General features: G+C 71.8%; 14 protein-coding genes. 6 read left to right on the top strand and 8 right to left on the bottom strand.

The window, feature by feature from the left end; all coding sequences use genetic code 11:
* Positions 1-23: 23 nt before the first annotated feature.
* Positions 24-1,430 (bottom strand): glycoside hydrolase family 26 protein, encoded by a 1,407-nt coding sequence (locus tag ACIBTS_RS17745; protein WP_399320323.1) that lies wholly within the window; start codon positions 1,428-1,430, stop codon positions 24-26.
* A gap of 162 nt (positions 1,431-1,592) precedes the next feature.
* Here ACIBTS_RS17745 and ACIBTS_RS17740 point away from each other — a divergent pair, with 162 nt between their 5' ends.
* Both ACIBTS_RS17740 and ACIBTS_RS17735 read left to right on the top strand, forming a co-directional pair.
* Positions 1,593-2,927 carry an ATP-grasp domain-containing protein gene (locus ACIBTS_RS17740; protein WP_399320321.1) on the top strand — a complete coding sequence of 445 codons (1,335 nt, stop codon included), beginning with the start codon at positions 1,593-1,595 and terminating at the stop codon, positions 2,925-2,927.
* Positions 2,927-4,171, top strand: coding sequence for an FAD-dependent oxidoreductase (locus ACIBTS_RS17735; RefSeq protein WP_399320502.1), 1,245 nt, complete (start codon positions 2,927-2,929; stop codon positions 4,169-4,171). Before ACIBTS_RS17740 ends, ACIBTS_RS17735 begins: the two co-directional genes overlap by 1 nt.
* Before the next feature lie 236 nt (positions 4,172-4,407).
* Here ACIBTS_RS17735 and ACIBTS_RS17730 read toward each other — a convergent pair whose 3' ends face one another.
* The gene (locus ACIBTS_RS17730) at positions 4,408-4,638 is read right to left on the bottom strand and encodes a chaplin family protein (RefSeq protein WP_399320319.1); all 231 of its coding nucleotides are present in this window, start codon (positions 4,636-4,638) and stop codon (positions 4,408-4,410) included.
* Between the two features lie 285 nt (positions 4,639-4,923).
* On the opposite strand from ACIBTS_RS17730, the gene ACIBTS_RS17725 reads away from it, so the two are divergent.
* From ACIBTS_RS17725 to ACIBTS_RS17715, 3 genes are all read left to right on the top strand, one after another.
* The gene (locus tag ACIBTS_RS17725; protein WP_399320316.1) at positions 4,924-5,331 is read left to right on the top strand and encodes a rodlin; all 408 of its coding nucleotides are present in this window, start codon (positions 4,924-4,926) and stop codon (positions 5,329-5,331) included.
* A 106-nt stretch (positions 5,332-5,437) separates the two neighbouring features.
* The gene (locus ACIBTS_RS17720) at positions 5,438-6,469 is read left to right on the top strand and encodes an LCP family protein (RefSeq protein WP_399320313.1); all 1,032 of its coding nucleotides are present in this window, start codon (positions 5,438-5,440) and stop codon (positions 6,467-6,469) included.
* A 128-nt stretch (positions 6,470-6,597) separates the two neighbouring features.
* Positions 6,598-7,002 carry a rodlin gene (locus tag ACIBTS_RS17715; RefSeq protein WP_399320311.1) on the top strand — a complete coding sequence of 135 codons (405 nt, stop codon included), beginning with the start codon at positions 6,598-6,600 and terminating at the stop codon, positions 7,000-7,002.
* A 277-nt stretch (positions 7,003-7,279) separates the two neighbouring features.
* Here the strand turns inward: ACIBTS_RS17715 and ACIBTS_RS17710 are convergent, their stop codons facing one another.
* The 3 genes from ACIBTS_RS17710 to ACIBTS_RS17700 form a co-directional block, all read right to left on the bottom strand.
* On the bottom strand, positions 7,280-8,785 hold the full coding sequence (locus ACIBTS_RS17710; protein WP_399320309.1) for a von Willebrand factor type A domain-containing protein: 1,506 nt from the start codon (positions 8,783-8,785) through the stop codon (positions 7,280-7,282).
* Between the two features lie 141 nt (positions 8,786-8,926).
* On the bottom strand, positions 8,927-9,781 hold the full coding sequence (locus tag ACIBTS_RS17705) for an ABC transporter permease (protein ID WP_399320307.1): 855 nt from the start codon (positions 9,779-9,781) through the stop codon (positions 8,927-8,929).
* Positions 9,778-12,429 (bottom strand): alpha/beta fold hydrolase, encoded by a 2,652-nt coding sequence (locus ACIBTS_RS17700; protein ID WP_399320305.1) that lies wholly within the window; start codon positions 12,427-12,429, stop codon positions 9,778-9,780. Before ACIBTS_RS17700 ends, ACIBTS_RS17705 begins: the two co-directional genes overlap by 4 nt.
* 227 nt (positions 12,430-12,656) lie before the next feature.
* On the opposite strand from ACIBTS_RS17700, the gene ACIBTS_RS17695 reads away from it, so the two are divergent.
* Positions 12,657-13,490, top strand: a complete 834-nt coding sequence (locus ACIBTS_RS17695) for a hypothetical protein (protein WP_399320304.1) — start codon at positions 12,657-12,659, stop codon at positions 13,488-13,490.
* Positions 13,491-13,545: 55 nt separating this feature from the next.
* Here ACIBTS_RS17695 and mmsA read toward each other — a convergent pair whose 3' ends face one another.
* Genes mmsA through iolB form a run of 3 tightly spaced genes read right to left on the bottom strand, consistent with a single transcriptional unit; the run spans position 13,546 to position 17,764 of the window.
* Complete coding sequence (gene mmsA, locus ACIBTS_RS17690; protein ID WP_319672041.1) at positions 13,546-15,048, bottom strand: CoA-acylating methylmalonate-semialdehyde dehydrogenase; 1,503 nt, start codon at positions 15,046-15,048, stop codon at positions 13,546-13,548.
* Between the two features lie 14 nt (positions 15,049-15,062).
* Entirely contained in the window at positions 15,063-16,940 is a 1,878-nt protein-coding gene (iolD, locus tag ACIBTS_RS17685; protein WP_399320303.1) for a 3D-(3,5/4)-trihydroxycyclohexane-1,2-dione acylhydrolase (decyclizing), read from the bottom strand.
* Entirely contained in the window at positions 16,937-17,764 is an 828-nt protein-coding gene (iolB, locus tag ACIBTS_RS17680) for a 5-deoxy-glucuronate isomerase (RefSeq protein ID WP_399320301.1), read from the bottom strand. The genes iolD and iolB overlap by 4 nt, the downstream gene beginning before the upstream one ends.
* Positions 17,765-17,771: the final 7 nt, after the last annotated feature.

The following is a 17,771-nucleotide window of genomic DNA, read 5'->3' as shown; positions in this document are numbered from 1 at the left end:
GCCGGCCGCCACCGCCTCGCGGTTCACTGGCTCTGCGACCACCAGTCCAGGCGGACGCAGAGCCGGCCGCCGAGCCAGTACTCGACCCAGTCGCCGAGGTCCATCGGCGCGCAGTCCACCGGGGGTTCGGTGGTGGGCTCGGTGGGCTCGGTGGGCTCGGTCGTGGGCGGTTGCGTGGTGGGGTCGGTGGGCACCGGGGTCGTCGTGGTCGGGTCGTCGGTGCGGCCGGACAGGAGAGAGCGGTACACCTCGGACGACCGCGGGTTCTGCCGGCACTGCCAGACACCGTGCGGGCAGTAGTCGGTCAGCGTGTTGTACAGCGGTTGGTGCTCGTCCATCCAGGCGAGCATGCGCCGCATGTATTCGGGGTTGTCACCGTTGCGGAAGAGTCCCCATTCGGGATAGGAAATGGGCTTGCCGTGGGCTCTGGCGAAGTCCACGTGTTCCTGGAGCCCGTAGGGTTCTTTCACCTGCTCGTCGAAGGACAGCCCGGTCGGCTGGTCGTACGAGTCCATTCCGATGATGTCGACGGTGTCGTCCCCCGGGTAGCACTGGGTCCAGGGAACGGCGTCCTTGCCGCGGGTCGGCGTGAAGTCGAACTTGAATTTCTGGCCCGGCACGGAACGCATCGTGGAGACGATCCTGTTCCAGTACGCCTTCCAGGCCTCCGGGTCCGGCCCGCAGCGGTGGGTGTACGTGATGCCGTTCATCTCCCAGCCCAGCACGATCACCGTGTCCGGCACGTTCAGCGCGACGAGGCGTTCGGCGAGAGCCCTGAAGTGGTGATCGAACTCCCCGGACGCGCCCAGCCGCAGCAGCCTGCGCACCTCGGTGTCGGACACGCCCTCCTCGTTGCGCTCCATCATGGGCACGTTGAGGACGAACATCCGATCGTCCTTCGCCAGCCGCCAGCGCGCCCACACGTCGAGGAAGCCGGGCGGGCCCTCGATGTTGCGCCAGCGGTCGCCCGGCAGGTAGGTGTGGCCGACGCGCAGCTCGGCGCCGCCCAGCCAGTTGCTGAGCTGGGCGATGCGGGCCACGCCCTGGGCGCCGTAGTCGAGGTAGGCGCCGAAGGCGGGGGCGACCTTCGCGGGCAGGGTGGTCGCGGTGGCGGTGGGCACCGGGGTGGAGGTCTCCGCCGGGGTCACCGACGCCTGCGGGGACACGGACGCCGGGGCCACAGGTGTCACCGGTGCGGCCGGGGCGACCTGGGCCGCAGACGTCGCACTCGGCACGGGGACGACCGGGGCGGCGGCCGCGGGCGCCGGCCTGTTCGGGACGGTCGGGGTCGGAGCGGGAGGATCGGCGACCCGCACCACCCCCGCGCCCGCGGCGAATCCAGGTCCGGACGCCAGGGCGGCCGAGGCCGCGACCGCCGCCGCGACGACGGCCAGCCGTCGGGTGCGCGCGCGTCGCTGCTGTGGGGCCATGCCTGCTCCCTTCTCCACTCTCACGTAACGCGCTCTACTCGCGCATTACTGACACTCAGTCATATGAAAGTCACACGAGACGGAATCTCGCCACCGCCGTTAGGGCTTTCGAGTGCCTCGATGGCCCGAATCGGTGAACCGAATCGAAGGACCCGGAGAAAAATGCCCGAGTCACTGCTCGACACCCGCGTCCCCGCCGTTCTCCTGCGGATCGACCGGAATCCCTTTCACCACGGAACGCTGGGCGCCGTGCGCTCGCTCGGCAGAGCCGGAATCGACGTGCACGTGGTCGCCGACGCCATGGGAAGCCCCGTCCGCACATCCCGTTTCGTCCGCCAGTTGCATCCCCCGCCGCCACCCGGTGCCGCCCCCGACGACATCGCCGCCGTCCTGATGCGGGTGGCCGCCCGCATCGAACGGCCCGCCGTCCTGATCCCCATGGACGACGCGGGCGCGGTCGCGGTGGGCCGGCTGCGCAGGGAGCTGGCGCCCGCCTACCTGCTGCCGCAACAGCCCGGCGCGGTGCCCGAACGAGTCGCCGACAAAGCCGAACTGGCCGATCTGTGCGCGGCGGCGGACGTGCCGCACCCGCTCACGGTCGTCCCCGACAGCGCGACGCAGGCGGCCTCCGCCGCCTGGCGGCTCGGCCTGCCGGTGGTGGCGAAGTGGAGCCGCCCCTGGCTGCTGCCCGCCGACTCGGGGCTGCGCAGCACGGTCGTGGTGCGCTCCCCTCAGGAGGCGCGCGATCTGTTCCTGCGCACCGAGGACGCCGGCAGCCGGCTGCTGCTGCAGACCTTCCTGCCGCCGGGGCCGGACCGCGACTGGTTCTTCCACGGGTACGTCGACCGCTCCGGCGCGGTCGGCGGCGGCGGTCCTGGCCGCAAGCTGTGCGCCTGGCCGCGTGGCGCGGGGCTCACCGCGGTGGGCGAGTGGACCGAGAACCCGCAGGTGCGGACGCTGGCCGAGCGGCTCGCCGGCCACCTCGGCTACCGGGGCATCTTCGACCTCGACTTCCGCCGCTGCGGCCAGACGGGCGACTACCACCTGCTCGACTTCAACCCGCGCCCCGGCGCCCAGTTCCGGCTCTTCGCCGACGGCGCGGGGCTGGACGTCGTACGCGCCCAGCATCTGGACCTGACGCACCGTCCGCTGGCCGCCGGGGCGCCGCTGCCGGGGCGGTCGTTCGTGGTGGAGAACTACGCGCCGCTGGCCGCTCTGCGGCCGGCGCGCGCCGGCCGCGAGCTGGCCTGGCACGCGGCCGACGACACCGCACCGGGCCGGGCCATGTGGGGCCTGTGGGGCTCCCATGTCGCCCGCCGACTGCTCGACCGGGCGCGCCGGCTCGGCCCGCCGAGCACGGTCGCAGCAGGCCCCCGCGTCATCCGCCAGGCACCCCCGCCCCCGGCGTCCCGGACCGACCTGGCTGATCTGGCCGCCCTGGCCAAAACGACCGAACCGACCGAACCGACCGACGACGAGAAAGCGAGCCGTTGCTGATGTACGACCTGCTGGTGGTGGGCGCGGGCCCGTACGGCCTGTCCATCGCGTCCCACGCCGCGACCGCCGGGCTGAGCCTGCGCGTCTTCGGCCGGCCGATGGCCTCCTGGCGCGACAACATGCCGGGCGGGATGTTCCTCAAGTCCGAGCCGTGGGCCTCCAACCTCTCCGACCCCGCGGCCCGTTGGCGGCTCGACCTCTACTGCGAGACCCAGGGCGTCACGGCCCGGCACGGGGAGCCCATCCCGGTCGAGATGTTCGCCGAGTACGGCCTGTGGTTCGCCCGCAACGCCGTCCCGGACGTCGACGAGCGCACGGTCACCCGGATCGCCGCAGTGCCGGGCGGCTTCGAGGCGGTCACCGACGACGGCGAGAGCGTCCAGGCCCGGACGGTCGCCCTCGCCGTCGGTGTGATGCCGTTCGTCGAGATCCCGGCCGCCCTGCGCGGCCTTACCCCCGACCTGGTCACGCACAGCAGCCACCACGGCGACCTCGGGCGCTTCCGCGGCCGGGACGTCACGGTGATCGGCGGCGGCCAGGCGGCCCTGGAGACGGCCGCCCTGCTCGCCGAACAGGACACCCGGGTAAGGGTGTTGGCCCGCGCCGACCGGCTGTCCTGGAACGATGTGCCGCCGCCCTGGGAGCGCCCGTGGTGGCAGTCGGCCCGCTCCCCGCACAGCGGACTGGGCTCCGGCTGGCGCAACTGGTTCTACGCCGAGCGCCCCGGCCTGTACCGCCGGCTCCCGGAGCCGACCCGGGCGCGGATCGCGGCGACGGCGCTCGGACCGGCCGGCGCGTGGTGGGTGCGGGACCGGGTCGAGGGCTCCGTGGAGGTGCGCCTCGACCACGAGGTGACGGCGGCGCGGGCTGTGCCGGGCGGGGTACGGCTGGAGGTGACGGGAGCGGACTCCTTCGAGACCGAGCATGTGATCGCGGCCACCGGCTTCAAGGCGACCCGCGACCGGCTCGGACTGCTCTCCGGCGATCTGCGCGGCGCACTGGCCACGGTGGCCGACGGCTCCCCCGAGGTGGGCCGGGACTTCGAGTCGTCCCACCCCGGCCTGTTCATGGCCGGCCTGGTGACGGCGGCGGGCTTCGGCCCGGCGATGCGCTTCGTCCACGGCGCGACGTTCACCGCGGGCGCCCTCGTCCGAGGCGTCCGGCGCCGGCTGCGCACGGGTGTGCCGGGCGGCGCGATCCCGGCGCCGGGCCGGCACGGGGCGACGGAGGCCGTACGGGGCTGAGCGAGGTGGCGCACGGGTGCCGTCCGTGAGGGCGTCCGGCACCCGGCACGTTCAGCGACGGGACGCTGCCCTGCCACGCCGGTACGGGACGGCGCCGCCCCCGATGAGCAACGCGCTGACACCCGAGGCGGCCGGCAGCTCCGCGCGAGTCGGCGAGGGGAAGCCGGCCTTGGAACGCACAGCACGTCGTCCAAGGCCGACCTCGACCCAGCCGGACGGCTGGAGTGACGGCATCGTCAGTCGTTGACGCAGACGGTGCCGATACTCGGGCTCAGCAGACTGTAAAGGCCCCACCCACTGTTGCCGCACACGTTGACCTGGTGATGAATCGGCATCTGGAACACGTTGCCGGAGAGGAATCCCGAGGAACCGATGGCGGCAGCGTTGGCGTCGGCGTCGGCGAAGGCTGGGGCGGCTCCTCCGAGGGCCAGGACAAGACCCGCGACAACAGCAGCGGTCTTCTTCATGTTATTCCCTTCTCTGCGGTCATGCCGTGATGACGGTCGAAAGAACCGAGCGAGCACAACCGGAAGAGCTCGCACCATGACCTGCAGGCTACGAACGAGAGATAGACGCTGCGATAAACGGACAAACGCGCGACGAGGAGAGATCACTCGAACGTCTTCAAAGGTGGGGTGGAAACAGTTTGTTCAATGGGCCATTGAGGTGAAGCCGAGGAACCAAAGCGGGCGGCCGGAAGTTGGTCAGCACGCTCCGGTGGACGGGGCTTCTCATCGAAGGGACCTAATCAAGTGATCAAGAAGGTACTGGCCGCTGCCGCGGTCGCCGTTTCCGTCGTCGGCGCCTCCGCCGCTGCCGCCGCCCCCGCGCTCGCCACCGGCAACGACAGCGGCACCACGTCCGCCAGCGGCAACGGTGCCAGCGAGTCGTTCGGCAACTCGGCCACCTTCGGCAACATGAGCCCGCAGATGGCGCTGATTCAGGGTTCGCTGAACAAGCCCTGCCTCGCCCTGCCGAGCAAGCTCAACACTGCCACGTCCCCGGGCCCCGGCGCGCTGCTCCAGGACGTCCCGATCCTGTCGTCGTCGCAGAACCAGCAGTGTGTCGAGAACTCCACCCAGGCCAAGGGCGACGACCCGCTCTCGCACGTCCTGGACGACATCGCGCTCCTCTCGGCCAATGGCGCTGGCAACCACTGACCCCAAGGGTTGAACGGGGTCTCTTTTCGCGGCCCCCGGGGTATTTTCTCCGCCCGGACAGCGGGCCGCCGGATCATCGGCGGCCCGCTGTTCTAGCGTGCGGCGTGTGAAAACGAAGAAGAACCTTTGGCCGCGTCGTCTGATGATTCCGGGAATCGTCCTGATCACGACCGGCGTGCTGCTCGGCAGTTCCGCACTCCCCGGCCGGGAACACGCTCCGGGCGCGATGAACATCCTGTTGATGGGCACTGACGAACGGGACACCATCAGCGCCGCCGAGAAGCACGATTTCCACGCCGGTGGACAGCCCTGCGGCTGCACGGACGTCCTCATGTTGATCCATCTCTCGGCCCGCCGGGACCGCGTCAGCGTGATCGGCATTCCCCGCGACTCCGCCGCGGAGATTCCGCCGAACCCCGCCGGGGCGGGCGGCGTGCAACGGCCTGCGCATCCGGCGAAGATCAACGCGGCCTATCAGGAGGGCGGTCCGGAGCTCGCGATCCGGACCGTGGAGTCGATGACCAAGGTGAGCATCGACCGGTTCGTCCAGGTGGACTTCCGGCGGTTCATCGACAGCGTGGACGAGGCCGGCGGCGTCAAGGTGTGCACACCGCGGCGGCTCAGGGACTCCGCGACCAAGCTCGACCTCGGACCCGGCACGCACCGGCTCCACGGCGGGCAGGCCCTGCAGTACGTCCGCTCGCGCCATGTCGACGACAGTGCCGACCTGGGCCGGATCCAGCGTCAGCAGCGCTTCCTCGTCCAGGCGTTGCGGGGGCTCCAGGCGGGCAGGCTGCTCACCGACCCGGCGCGCACGCGGCACCTGGTGCGCACGCTGCTCGGGTCGGGCCCTCAGGGCTTCAGCGTGTCCGAGCTCGTGGAGCTGGCGGCCGTACTGCACCGGCTGCCGGCCTCGGCGACGGAGTTCACGACGGTGCCGATCTCCGGGTTCGCCCCGCCCGAGCTGGGCATCGGCGCGGCGCTGGTCTGGGACCGGGGGCGCACGGACGCGCTCTTCGCGCAGGTGCGCGAGGACCGGCCGCTGGTGGCGAAGGGTGCGAACCCGGCGCCGAACGACCCGCCGACCGTCCTCGGCAGCACGGTGGCGGTGCGGGGGAGCTCGTACGCGTGCGCATGAGGGGCGCGCCGCCGTCGCACGCCATGCGCTGGGCCGATCGGGGCACAGCACGCAACCCCGGGCGGGGGCGGCGCGTTGGTGATCACGCAGCTCCTCCCCCGGAGTCCGCTTTTTCGAAGGGAAACAACATGAAGAAGCTGTGGGCAACCGCGGCGGTCGCCGCATCCCTGGCCGGTGTCGCGGTCGCGGCCGCGCCCCAGGCCCTGGCCGTCGGCGACGACACCGGCACCACCTCCGCCAGTGGCAACGGCGCCTCGTCGAAGTTCGGTAACTCGGCCACGTTCGGCAACGAGAGCCCGCAGCTCTCGCTGGTTCAGGGTTCGCTGAACAAGCCCTGCCTCGCCCTGCCGACCAAGATCAACACTGCCACGTCCCCGGGCCCCGGCGCGCTGCTCCAGGACGTCCCGATCCTGTCGTCGTCGCAGAACCAGCAGTGTGCCGAGAACTCCACCCAGGCCAAGGGCGACGACCCGCTCTCGCACGTCCTGGACGACATCTCGTTCCTCTCGGCCAATGGCGTGCACAACGGCTGAGCCGCCGCATCTGGCGTACCGCGAAACGGCGGGTCACCGGTTCTCCGGTGACCCGCCGTTTCGCGTGTCGTCCTGTGTGCGGCTAGGGCCTGTCCGGCGGATCAGGTCGCAGGAAAGCAGCGGCACCTGATCGACGCAGGTGAGCGGGGGATGGTGCGTCCAACTGCAAGGCGGAGGAGGGCGTCGACGCGATGGGGGTCCCCCCGCTCGAGCGCAGCCGAGAGTGGGGGAGGGCGTGCCATCCCCCGCGTCTGCGGCATGATCCGCCGGACAGGCCCTAGACGCCGAGTTCGCGGGCCCGGCCGATCGCGTCGGCGAGGTCGCTCACCTGCTTGTCCTCGGTCTTCCTCGCCAAGGTGTCGGCGCGGTCGGCGAGTTCGGACAGGCCGGGGGCGTCCGGGAGGGGGTGGTCGCCCTCGCGCAGGGCGTCGGCGAAGTAGGCGGCGGTGGCGGTGACCTGGAAGCGGGCGGAGGCGTCGGCGAGGTCGTCGTGCAGGGCGCCGGTCTCCAGTTGGCCGGTGGTCTCGTGCGGGGTGCGGGTGTCGGGGTCGAGCCAGCGGACGGTGGCGCTGGCGAGGTGGCCGTCGGCGCCCGGCCTGGTGCGGACGGCGTAGAGGGCGGTGACCGTGTGGCCGGGGCCGATCTCGCCGCCGTCGACGCGGTCGTCGCGGAAGTCGTCGTCGGCGACGCGGCGGTCGTCGTAGCCGACGAGGCGGAAGTCGGCGACCGTCTCGGGGTCGAAGGCGACCTGGGCCTTGGCGTCGCGGGCGGTGAGGTCGACGTTCTGCGGGAGGTCGGTGGAGAACACCTTGGTCGCGTCGTCCGCGGTGGCGACGTAGGCGGTTTGGCCGTCGCCCTTGTCGGCGAGGCGTTCCATCAGGGCGTCGCCGTAGTCGCTGCCGACGCCGACGCCGAAGAGGGTGATGCCGTGTTCGCGGCGGGCGGTGTCGATGCGTTCCAGGATGGCGTCGGCGTCGGTGTCCCCGGTGTTGGCGAGGGCGTCGGAGATGAGGACGACGCGGTTGGTGGCGCCCTTGCGCAGGCCTTCGACGGCGGTGGCGTAGCCGGTCTCGACGCCGGCGCCGAGGTTGGTGGAGTCGTCGGGCTCCAGGCCGTCGACGGCGTCGTGGACTCGGTTGCGGCCCTTGCCGTCGCCGAGGCGGGTCATCGGCAGGACGGTCTTGGCGTCGCCGCTGAAGGTGACGATCGCTACGGAGTCGTCGTCGCGCAGGCGGTCGGTCATCGTGTCCAGGGAGGACTTGGCGAGGTCCAGGCGGCCTGGTTCGCCCATCGAGCCGGAGACGTCGATGACGAAGGTGAGGGCTGCGGGCGGGCGTTCGCCCTGCTTCTTGGCGGTGCGGGTGGCCAGGCCCACGCGGACCAGGGACCAGTCGTCGTCGCCGGTGCGGGCGCCGTCGACGGTGACCGAGAATCCGTTGCCGTCGGGGCGTTCGTAGTCCTGGCGGAAGCTGTTGACGAACTCCTCGGGGCGGATGGTCGAGGGGTCGGGGCGGCGGCCGTCGGCGAGGGTGCGGCGGGCGTAGCCGTAGGACGCCGTGTCGACGTCGAGGGCGAAGGTGGAGAGGTGGTCGGGGTCTGCCCTGTCGTTCTCGGCCGCGTCGTCCTCGGTGCCGCGGGGTGCGCTCGGCGCGGGGAAGGCCTTGCCGCCCCGCGCCCCGTCCGAGGCCTTGCTGCCGCTGGAGTCGCCTGCGCCGCAGCCGGTGAGGAGCAGGGCGGTGGCCGCCGTGAACGCGAGCAGTCGTGGCGTGCGGTGCGTCTTCATGTCCTGTGCCCCCTGTTTCCGTCGACGTCTGTGACTGTGACGGGGCAGGGGGCCGGAACGTGCGCCACGGGGTGTTTCGGATATGTCTCGAAGTGGGCACGAACGCCGGTGTTCGAGACCGGTGGGTGATCCTCCGGTGACCTAGGAGACGACGTCCTTGCGGGCGAAACCGCGGAAGGCCAGGGCGAACAGGACCAGGGCGTACGTTACGGAGACGGCGGTGCCCTGGATCATGCCGGACCACTCGGGGGTGGGCTGGACGGCGTCGGCCCAGGCGAACTGCCAGTGGGCGGGCAGGAAGTCGCGCCAGTCGCCGAGGGCCGTGACGGCGTCCAGGACGTTGCCGACGATGGTCAGGCCGACCGCGCCGCCGACCGCGCCGAGGGGGGCGTCGGTCTTCGTCGAGAGCCAGAACGCCAGCCCCGCGGTGACCAGTTGGGAGACGAAGACGTACCCGACGACGACCACGAGCCGCCCGGCCGCCGTGCCCGAGTCGAGCGAGCCGCCCGTGGGGAGTTCCAGCGGGCCCCAGCCGTATGCGGCGGTGCCGACGGCGAGGGCGACGACCGGCAGCAGCACCATCGCGGCCAGGCTGAGGCCGAGGCCCACGACGAGCTTGGACCACAGCAGGCGGGCCCGGGGCACGGGTGCGGCGAGGAGGTAGCGCAGGGAGGACCAGCCGGCCTCCGAGGCGACCGTGTCCCCGCAGAACAGGGCGACCGGGATGACGAGCAGGAAGCCCGCCGACACGAACAGGTTGACCGCGGCGAAGTTGGCGCCGGACGCGGTGGCCGTGTCCATCAGGGTGACCTGGCCGTTGCGGCCGCCGGGCTCGCCGCCGATCGCGAACGCGATGAGCAGGACGAACGGCAGGACGGCGAGGATGCCGCCCATGACCAGCGTGCGGCGGCGCTTGAGCTGGCGGACCAGTTCGACGCGCAGCGGCAGGGTGCGGCCTGCCTGGTAGCCGGAGGCGACCTCGGTGAGGGTGCTCATGCGGAACCTCCGATCAGGGTGAGGAAGGCGTCCTCCAGGCGGCGGTGCGGGCCGATCGAGGTGACCGGCACGTCGAGCCGGACGAGTTCGGTGACCAGGCGCTGGGCGGTGCCGTCGGCGTCCAGGCGGACCAGCAGACCCTCGTCGACGGGGGCCGCGGAGGCCACGCCGGGCAGGGCGGCGATCTTCTCGACGATCGGCTCGTCCACGGGGGTGGCGGTGCCGACGAGGAGGGTGTCGCCGGAGCCGACGATCTCGGCGACCGGGCCGGCCTGGACCAGTTTGCCGCGGTCCATGACGACGAGGTGCGTGCAGGACTGCTCGACCTCGGACAGGAGATGGCTGGAGACGATCACCGTGCGGCCGGCGGCCGCGTAGCGGATCATCACCTCGCGCATCTCGCGGATCTGCGGCGGGTCGAGGCCGTTGGTCGGTTCGTCGAGGATGAGCAGGTCCGGCAGGCCCAGCATGGCCTGGGCGATGGCCAGGCGCTGGCGCATGCCCTGGGAGTAGGTGCGCACCGCGCGGGCGAGGGCGTCGCCGAGGCCGGCGATCTCCAGGGCTTCCGCGAGGTGGGCGTCCTCGGCGGGGCGGCCGGTGGCCTGCCAGTACAGCTCCAGGTTCTCCCGGCCGGTGAGGTGCGGGAGGAAGCCGGCGCCCTCGACGAAGGAGCCGACGCGGGAGAGGACGGGGGCGCCCGGGCGGATGGCGTGGCCGAAGACGCGGACCTCGCCGTCGTCGGGCTGGATCAGGCCCATCAGCATCCGCAGCGTCGTCGTCTTGCCCGCGCCGTTCGGGCCGAGCAGGCCGAGGACCTGGCCCTTCTCGACGCGGAAGGAGAGGTCGCGGACGCTGTAGCGGTCGCCGTTCGCGTACTTCTTGCTCAGGTCGGTGATCTGCAGCGGGACCTCGGCGAGCGCCGGGTCGGGCGCGGGCATGGCGGTGCGGCGGCGGGCCGTCAGCAGCAGGGCCAGCGCCACGGCCGCGCCCGCTGGGGGCAGCCACCACACCCAGGACGGGAGGGGGGCGGCCGCGGTCGTCACGGCCGGGGCGGTCGGGACCTCGAGGTCGCCCTTCAGGGACACGGTGTACGTCGCCGGGGTCACCGGGGAGGCGTAGCCGAGGTCGGTGGAGGCGAGGACCAGGCGCAGGCGGTGGCCGTCGTCGACCTTGTGGTCGATCGCCGGGAGCGTGATCGTGACGTCCTTGCCGGCCTTGGCGCCCTCGACGCGGACCGGGGCGACGAGCTGGGAGGGCAGCACCTGCCGGGTGCCGTCGGCGCCGACGTCGTAGACCTTGGCGAAGAGGACGGCCTGGTCGGACGTCGACCTCACGTGGACGGTGACCGTCGGGGAGCCGGTGATGCGCAGGTCGCCGGTGACCGGCGCGGAGTCGAAGGCGGCGAACTGGCCGGGGAAGTCGAGGGAGACGCCGACGCCGAGGGAGGACAGCTGGGAGAGGCCGCCGCCGCCGAGGCCGGGCAGGGCGGAGACGGCGGGCGGGCTGGCGCCGGCCGGGTTGGCGAAGGACTGCTCCTCGCGGCGGCCGGTCAGCGCGAAGGTGCGCTCGCCGCTCTCCAGGCCGGGGTAGCTGTCCGCGCTCGCGCCCCTGAGCAGGGCGGCGCCGTCGGTGGAGTCGACTCCTCCGGTGCGGGTGACGCGGAACGCGGGGCCGGTGTCGGCGGACTTGTCGACCTTCAGATACCGGTCGAACCAGGACCGCACCCGGTTCTGTACGCGGCTCGCCTCCAGATCGCCGCCGTCGTGGCCGCCCGCGATCCAGTCGACGTCGACGGGCGCGCCGTTCGCGCGGATCGCCTTCTCGGCGGCGTCGGACTGGGCGAGGGTGAAGAGGGAGTCGGTCTGGCCCTGGATGAGGAGGGTGGGGACCTTGATGCGGTCGGCGACGGCCGACGGGGAGCGCTCTTCGAGCAGCTTGCGGGCGGCGGCGTCGGGGGCGCCGGACTCGGCCACCCGGTCGTACATCGCGGCCAGCGCGGGTTCGAAGTGGGCTGCGCCGCCGCCGGTGTTGAAGAAGATGCCGGCCCACAGCTTCTTGAAGACGCCGTCGGGGAACAGCGCGTCCGCGAGGTTCCAGTAGGTGATCGAGGGGGCGATGGCGTCGACGCGGGCGTCGTACCCGGCGGCGAGCAGGGAGATCGCGCCGCCGTAGGAGGCGCCGGCCACGCCGACGCGCGGGTCGCCGGCCTTGTCGAGCTGGACCTGCGGCTGCTCGGCCAGCCAGTCGATCAGCTTCGAGACGTCGGCGACCTCGCCCTTCGGGTCGTTCAGGCCGATCTTGCCGGTGGAACCGCCGAAGCCGCGCGCGGACCAGGTCAGCACCGCGTATCCGTCGCGGGCGAGCTTCTCGGCCTGCTGCCGGACGTCGTCCTTGCTGCCGCCGAAGCCGTGTCCGAGGAGGACGGCGGGGCGGCGGCCCGAGCCGCCGGCGGTGAAGTAGGAGGTGTCCAGCTTCACCCCGTCCACGGCCATCAGCCGGTCGGCGCGGTGTACCTGCGGTGCGTCGTCGGAGGCGACGGCCGCCGTCCATGTGCCGGCGCCGGCGAGTACGACGACGGCGGCCCCGGCGGCCAGTAGCCTCCGGGGCCCCCGAAGCAGCCCTCGCAGACGGGGCGGTCGAAGATCCATGCTTCAACGGTACGGGGTGAAACTGTCGGGGAGCCGCCGACCGGGGACCGAACTGCGGGCCCTCCCCGGGGCGTACGCGCCCCGTCGGCGTACTCCAGCCGCAGTACCGGACCTGCGCGTCCGCGGGAACGGGCGGCGGGAAAACCTGCGGACATTCAGGACGCGGACATGTCAGTGTGTGTCGTTAGGGTGCGGGGGACACAGACGATTCACAGGGGTGGGGACGCATGAAGGCGAAGTACGGTGCTGCCTGGGCAGGGGTCACGGCGGCGGTGCTCGTGACGACCGCGGGATGCGGCACGGAGGCGGCCAAGGGGGCGGCCAAGGCCGTGGACCCGAGCGCGGCGATCATGGCGGCGCTGACGCGGGCGACGGACCGGACCGAGCAGCTCGGCTCGGCAGAGGTCAGGATGAGCACCGACATCGGCACGGGCGCCCCGGTCGCCATGAACGGCACGTACTCCTGGGGCGACGGCATGGCGATGGACGTCCAGATGGACACCAAGGCCGCGAACATGCAGCAACTCCAGGACAGCGCGACGATCCGGATGCTGTTCGTGGACGGCTCCTACTACTACGACGTCGACCCCCAGGCCTCCGGCCCGCTCAAGGGCAAGGAGTGGATGAGGATCGACGCGTCGGTGCTCTTCGGCGACAAGGGCGCCCAGGCGTTCACCGGGAGCGGCGGGGGCAACCCGGCGGCCTCGATGAAGTCCCTCAAGTACGCGAACGACGTCGAGGACCTCGGCAAGCAGACCGTCGACGGGCGGAGCACGACCCACTACCGGGCCGTCGTCGACCAGGCGCAGATGGGGAAGTTCAAGAAGGCCTTCGGCAGTGACGGCATGAGCTCGCTGACCGGCGGCGCCGAATCGATGACGCTGGACGTGTGGCTCGACGCCAAGGACCTGCCGGTCCGCCTGAAGGAGCGGATCGGCAAGGTGAACGTGACCATGGACTTCGACAAGTTCGGCGCCACCACCGCGATCAAGGCCCCGCCGGCCGCGCAGACCGCCGACCTCACCGAGACCATGAAGAACGCCCAGAAGCAGCAGAGCTGAACCCGGACACGACGGCGCCCTGCCTCCCCTCGGAGAGGCAGGGCGCCGTGCCGCCTCAGTGGTTGCGCGGGAAGCCCAGGTCGACGCCGGCGGGGGCGTCGGCCGGGTCGGGCCAGCGGGTGGTGACGACCTTGCCGCGGGTGTAGAAGTGCGTGCCGTCGTTGCCGTAGATGTGGTGGTCGCCGAAGAGCGAGTCCTTCCAGCCGCCGAAGCTGTGGTAGCCGACAGGGACCGGGATCGGGACGTTCACGCCGACCATGCCGGCCTCGATCTCCAGCTGGAAGCGGCGGGCCGCGCCGCCGTCCCGGGTGAAGATCGCGGTGCCGTTGCCGAAGGGAGAGCTGTTGATCAGCGCCACGCCCTCTTCGTAGGTGTCCACGCGGAGCACGCACAGCACCGGGCCGAAGATCTCGTCCTGGTAGGCCTTCGCGGTCGTCGGCACCTTGTCGAGGAGCGAGATGCCGATCCAGTGGCCGTCCTCGAAGCCCTCGACCGTGTGGCCGGTGCCGTCGAGGACGACCTCGGCGCCCTCGGCCGCCGCGCCCGTCACGTACGACGCCACCTTGTCGCGGTGGACGGCGGTGATCAGCGGGCCCATCTCGCTCGTCGGGTCGTTGCCCGGACCGATCTTGATCTTCTCGGCGCGCTCGCGGATCTTCTCCACCAGCTCGTCGCCGATCGCGCCGACCGCCACGACCGCGGAGATCGCCATGCAGCGCTCGCCCGCCGAGCCGTAGGCGGCGGACACGGCGGCGTCGGCGGCCGCGTCCAGGTCCGCGTCCGGGAGGACCAGCATGTGGTTCTTCGCGCCGCCGAGGGCCTGGACCCGCTTGTGGTTCGCGGAGGCCGTGGTGTGGATGTAGCGGGCGATCGGCGTCGAGCCGACGAAGGACACCGCCTTGACGTCCGGGTGCTCCAGCAGGCGGTCGACGGCCACCTTGTCGCCGTTGACGACGTTGAACACGCCGTCGGGCAGACCCGCCTCGGCCAGCAGCTCGGCGAGCTTGAGGGAGGCCGACGGGTCCTTCTCGGACGGCTTCAGCACGAACGTGTTGCCGCACGCGATGGCGATCGGGAACATCCACATCGGGACCATCGCCGGGAAGTTGAACGGCGTGATGCCGGCGACGACGCCCAGCGGCTGGCGGATGGACGAGACGTCCACGCGGCTGGCCACCTCGGTCGACAGCTCGCCCTTCAGCTGCACGGTGATCCCGCACGCCAGGTCGACGATCTCCAGGCCGCGCGCGACCTCGCCCAGCGCGTCGCTGTGCACCTTGCCGTGCTCGGCGGTGATCAACTCGGCGATCGCGTCCCGGTTGGCGTCCAGCAGCGCCCGGAACTTGAACAGGATGGTGCTGCGCTTGGCCAGCGAGGACGTGCCCCAGCCGGCGTAGGCGTCCTTGGCGGCGGCCACGGCCGCGTCGACCTCGTCGACGGTCGCGAACGCGACCTTCGTGGTGACCGCGCCGGTCGCCGGGTCGGTGACGGGGCCGTAGGTACCCGACGCGCCCTCGACGGGCTTGCCGCCGATCCAGTGGTTGACGATCTTCGTCATGACCGAGTACTCCTTCACAGATGGTGGCGTCGGGTAGAGACGTGCCGTTCGTACAGCTCTCGTGCCTTCACCGCGGACGGTCGGGTCGCGGTTTCGGCGACAGGTACATCCCACCAGGCCTGCGCCGGCGGCGGGCCCGACACAGTGTCGGCCGTTTCGGTCTCGACGTAGACACAAGTGGGAGTGTCGGCGTGGCGTGCCTCGGCGAGGGCCTCGCGCAGTTCGCGGACGGTCTTCGCGCGCAGCACGCGCATGCCCAGGCTGGCCACGTTGGCGGCCAGGTCGACGGGGAGCGGCGCGCCCGTGAAGGTGCCGTCCTCGGAGGTGAACCGGTACGCGGTGCCGAACCGCTCACCGCCGACGGACTCCGAGAGCCCGCCGATCGAGGCGTAGCCGTGGTTCTGCACGAGCAGGATCTTGATCGCGATCCCCTCCTGCACGGCCGTCACGATCTCCGTCGGCATCATCAGATAGGTGCCGTCGCCGACCAGCGCCCAGACATTGCGCTCGGGAGCGGCCAGCTTCACGCCGATCGCCGCCGGGATCTCGTACCCCATGCAGGAGTAGCCGTACTCCAGGTGGTACTGGTCCTTAGAGCGCGTCCGCCAGAGTTTGTGCAGGTCGCCGGGGAGCGAACCGGCCGCGTTGATGATCACGTCGGACTCGTCGGCGAGGGCGTCGAGCGCGCCGAGCACCTGCGGCTGCGTCGGACGGACGTCGGGCTCGTCGGCCTCGTAGCAGGCGTCGACGCGCTGCTCCCAGCGCTCCTTGTCCTCGGAGTACTCGCTGACGTACGCGTCCGCGACCCGGTGCTCGTGCAGTTGGAGGGCCTCGGTCAGCTCGCCCAGGCCGCTGCGGGCGTCCGCCACGAGGGGCAGACCACCGAGCTTGTGGCCGTCGAAGGGGGCGACGTTGAGGTTGAGGAAGCGCACGCCGTCGCCCTGGAACAGGGTGCCCGAGGCCGTGGTGAAGTCGGTGTAGCGGGTGCCCACGCCGATGATCAGGTCGGCGGTGCGGGCGAGTTCGTCGGCGGTGGCGGTGCCGGTGTGGCCGACGCCGCCCACGTCCTGCGGATGGTCGTAGCGCAGGGAGCCCTTGCCGGCCTGGGTGGAGGCGACCGGGATGCCGGTGGCCTCGGCGAACTCGGCGAGAGCCTCCTCGGCGCGGCTGTGGTGCACACCGCCGCCCGCGACGACGAGCGGCCGCCTGGCCGACCTGATCGCCCGGACCGCCTCGGCGAGTTCGGCGGGGTCGGCGCCCGGACGTCGTACGGCCCAGGTGCGCTCGGCGAAGAACTCCTCGGGCCAGTCGTACGCCTCGGCCTGGACGTCCTGGGGCATCGCCAGGGTGACCGCGCCCGTCTCCACCGGGTCGGTGAGGACGCGCATGGCCTGCAGGGCGGCCGGGATCAGGGCCTCGGGCCGGGTGATCCGGTCGAAGTACCTCGACACCGGGCGCAGGGAGTCGTTGACCGACACATCGCCCGCGTAGGGGACCTCGAGCTGCTGGAGGACGGGGTCGGCGACGCGGGTCGCGAAGATGTCGCCGGGCAGGAGCAGGACCGGCAGGTGGTTGACGGTGGCCAGGGCGGCGCCGGTGACCAGGTTGGTCGCGCCGGGGCCGATGGACGTCGTCACGGCGTGCGTGGACAGGCGGTTGGACTGGCGGGCGTACCCGACGGCCGCGTGCACCATCGACTGCTCGTTGCGGCCCTGGTGGAACGGCATGTCGTCGCCGTACTCGATCAGCGCCTGGCCGAGGCCCGCGACGTTGCCGTGGCCGAAGATGCCCCAGGTCGCGCCGATCAGCCGCTGCCGTACGCCGTCGCGCTCCGTGTACTGGACGGCGAGGAAGCGGACGAGCGCCTGGGCGACCGTAAGCCTGATGGTCATCGGTAACCCTCCGTGTGGTCCGGGTGGAAGCAGATCCGCCACTCCCGGGTCTCGCCGGGTCCGGCCATGACGTTCAGGTAGTACATGGCGTGCCCGGGCTGGGCGATCGACGGGCCGTGCCAGCCGTCGGGGACGAGGACGGCGTCGCCGGAGCGGACCTCGGCGAGGACGTCGGAGCCGCCCTCGCGCGAGGGGGACACGCGCTGGTAGCCGAAACCGTGCGGGCCGTCGATCTCGAAGTAGTAGATCTCCTCGAGCTCGGCCTCCTCGCCCGGCCGGTGCTCGTCGTGCTTGTGCGGCGGGTACGAGGACCAGTTGCCGCCCGGGGTGATCACCTCGACGGCGATCAGCTTGTCGCAGTCGAAGGCGTCGGCGGAGGCGAAGTTGCGCACCTGACGCAACTGGGTGCCGCTGCCGCGCTCTTCGACGGGGACCTCCGGCGCGGGGCCGTAGCGGGCGGGGAGTTGTCGCTCGCACTTCGCTCCTGCCAGGGCGAAGCGGCCTCCCGCGCCGGAGGCGATCGTGACCCGGGCGTCGCGGGGAACGTACGCGAAGTCGGTGACCGACGCGAACACCGTTTCCCTGCCCAGGAGTTGGAACTCTTCATTCGCGGTGTGCACCGTACATCCGCCTTCCAGCGGAAGCACGATCCACTCGCTGTCGCCGGTGGTGAAGAGGTGTGTGGCCCCCGGCTCCAGCTCGATGATCCGCAGGCTGCTGTAGGTCCAGCCGGCCCGCTCGGGGTCGATGTCGAGCGCGTAGTGCGCGCCGGCGGTCGCCCCCTTGGGAACGTACAGGTCGTGGTGCGGCTCTCGGTTCGTCATGCGGCCC

Source organism: Streptomyces sp. NPDC050121, from assembly GCF_044460385.1.
Taxonomy (GTDB): Bacteria; Actinomycetota; Actinomycetes; order Streptomycetales; family Streptomycetaceae; genus Streptomyces; species Streptomyces soliscabiei.
This window is presented reverse-complemented; position numbering and strand designations above follow the sequence as displayed.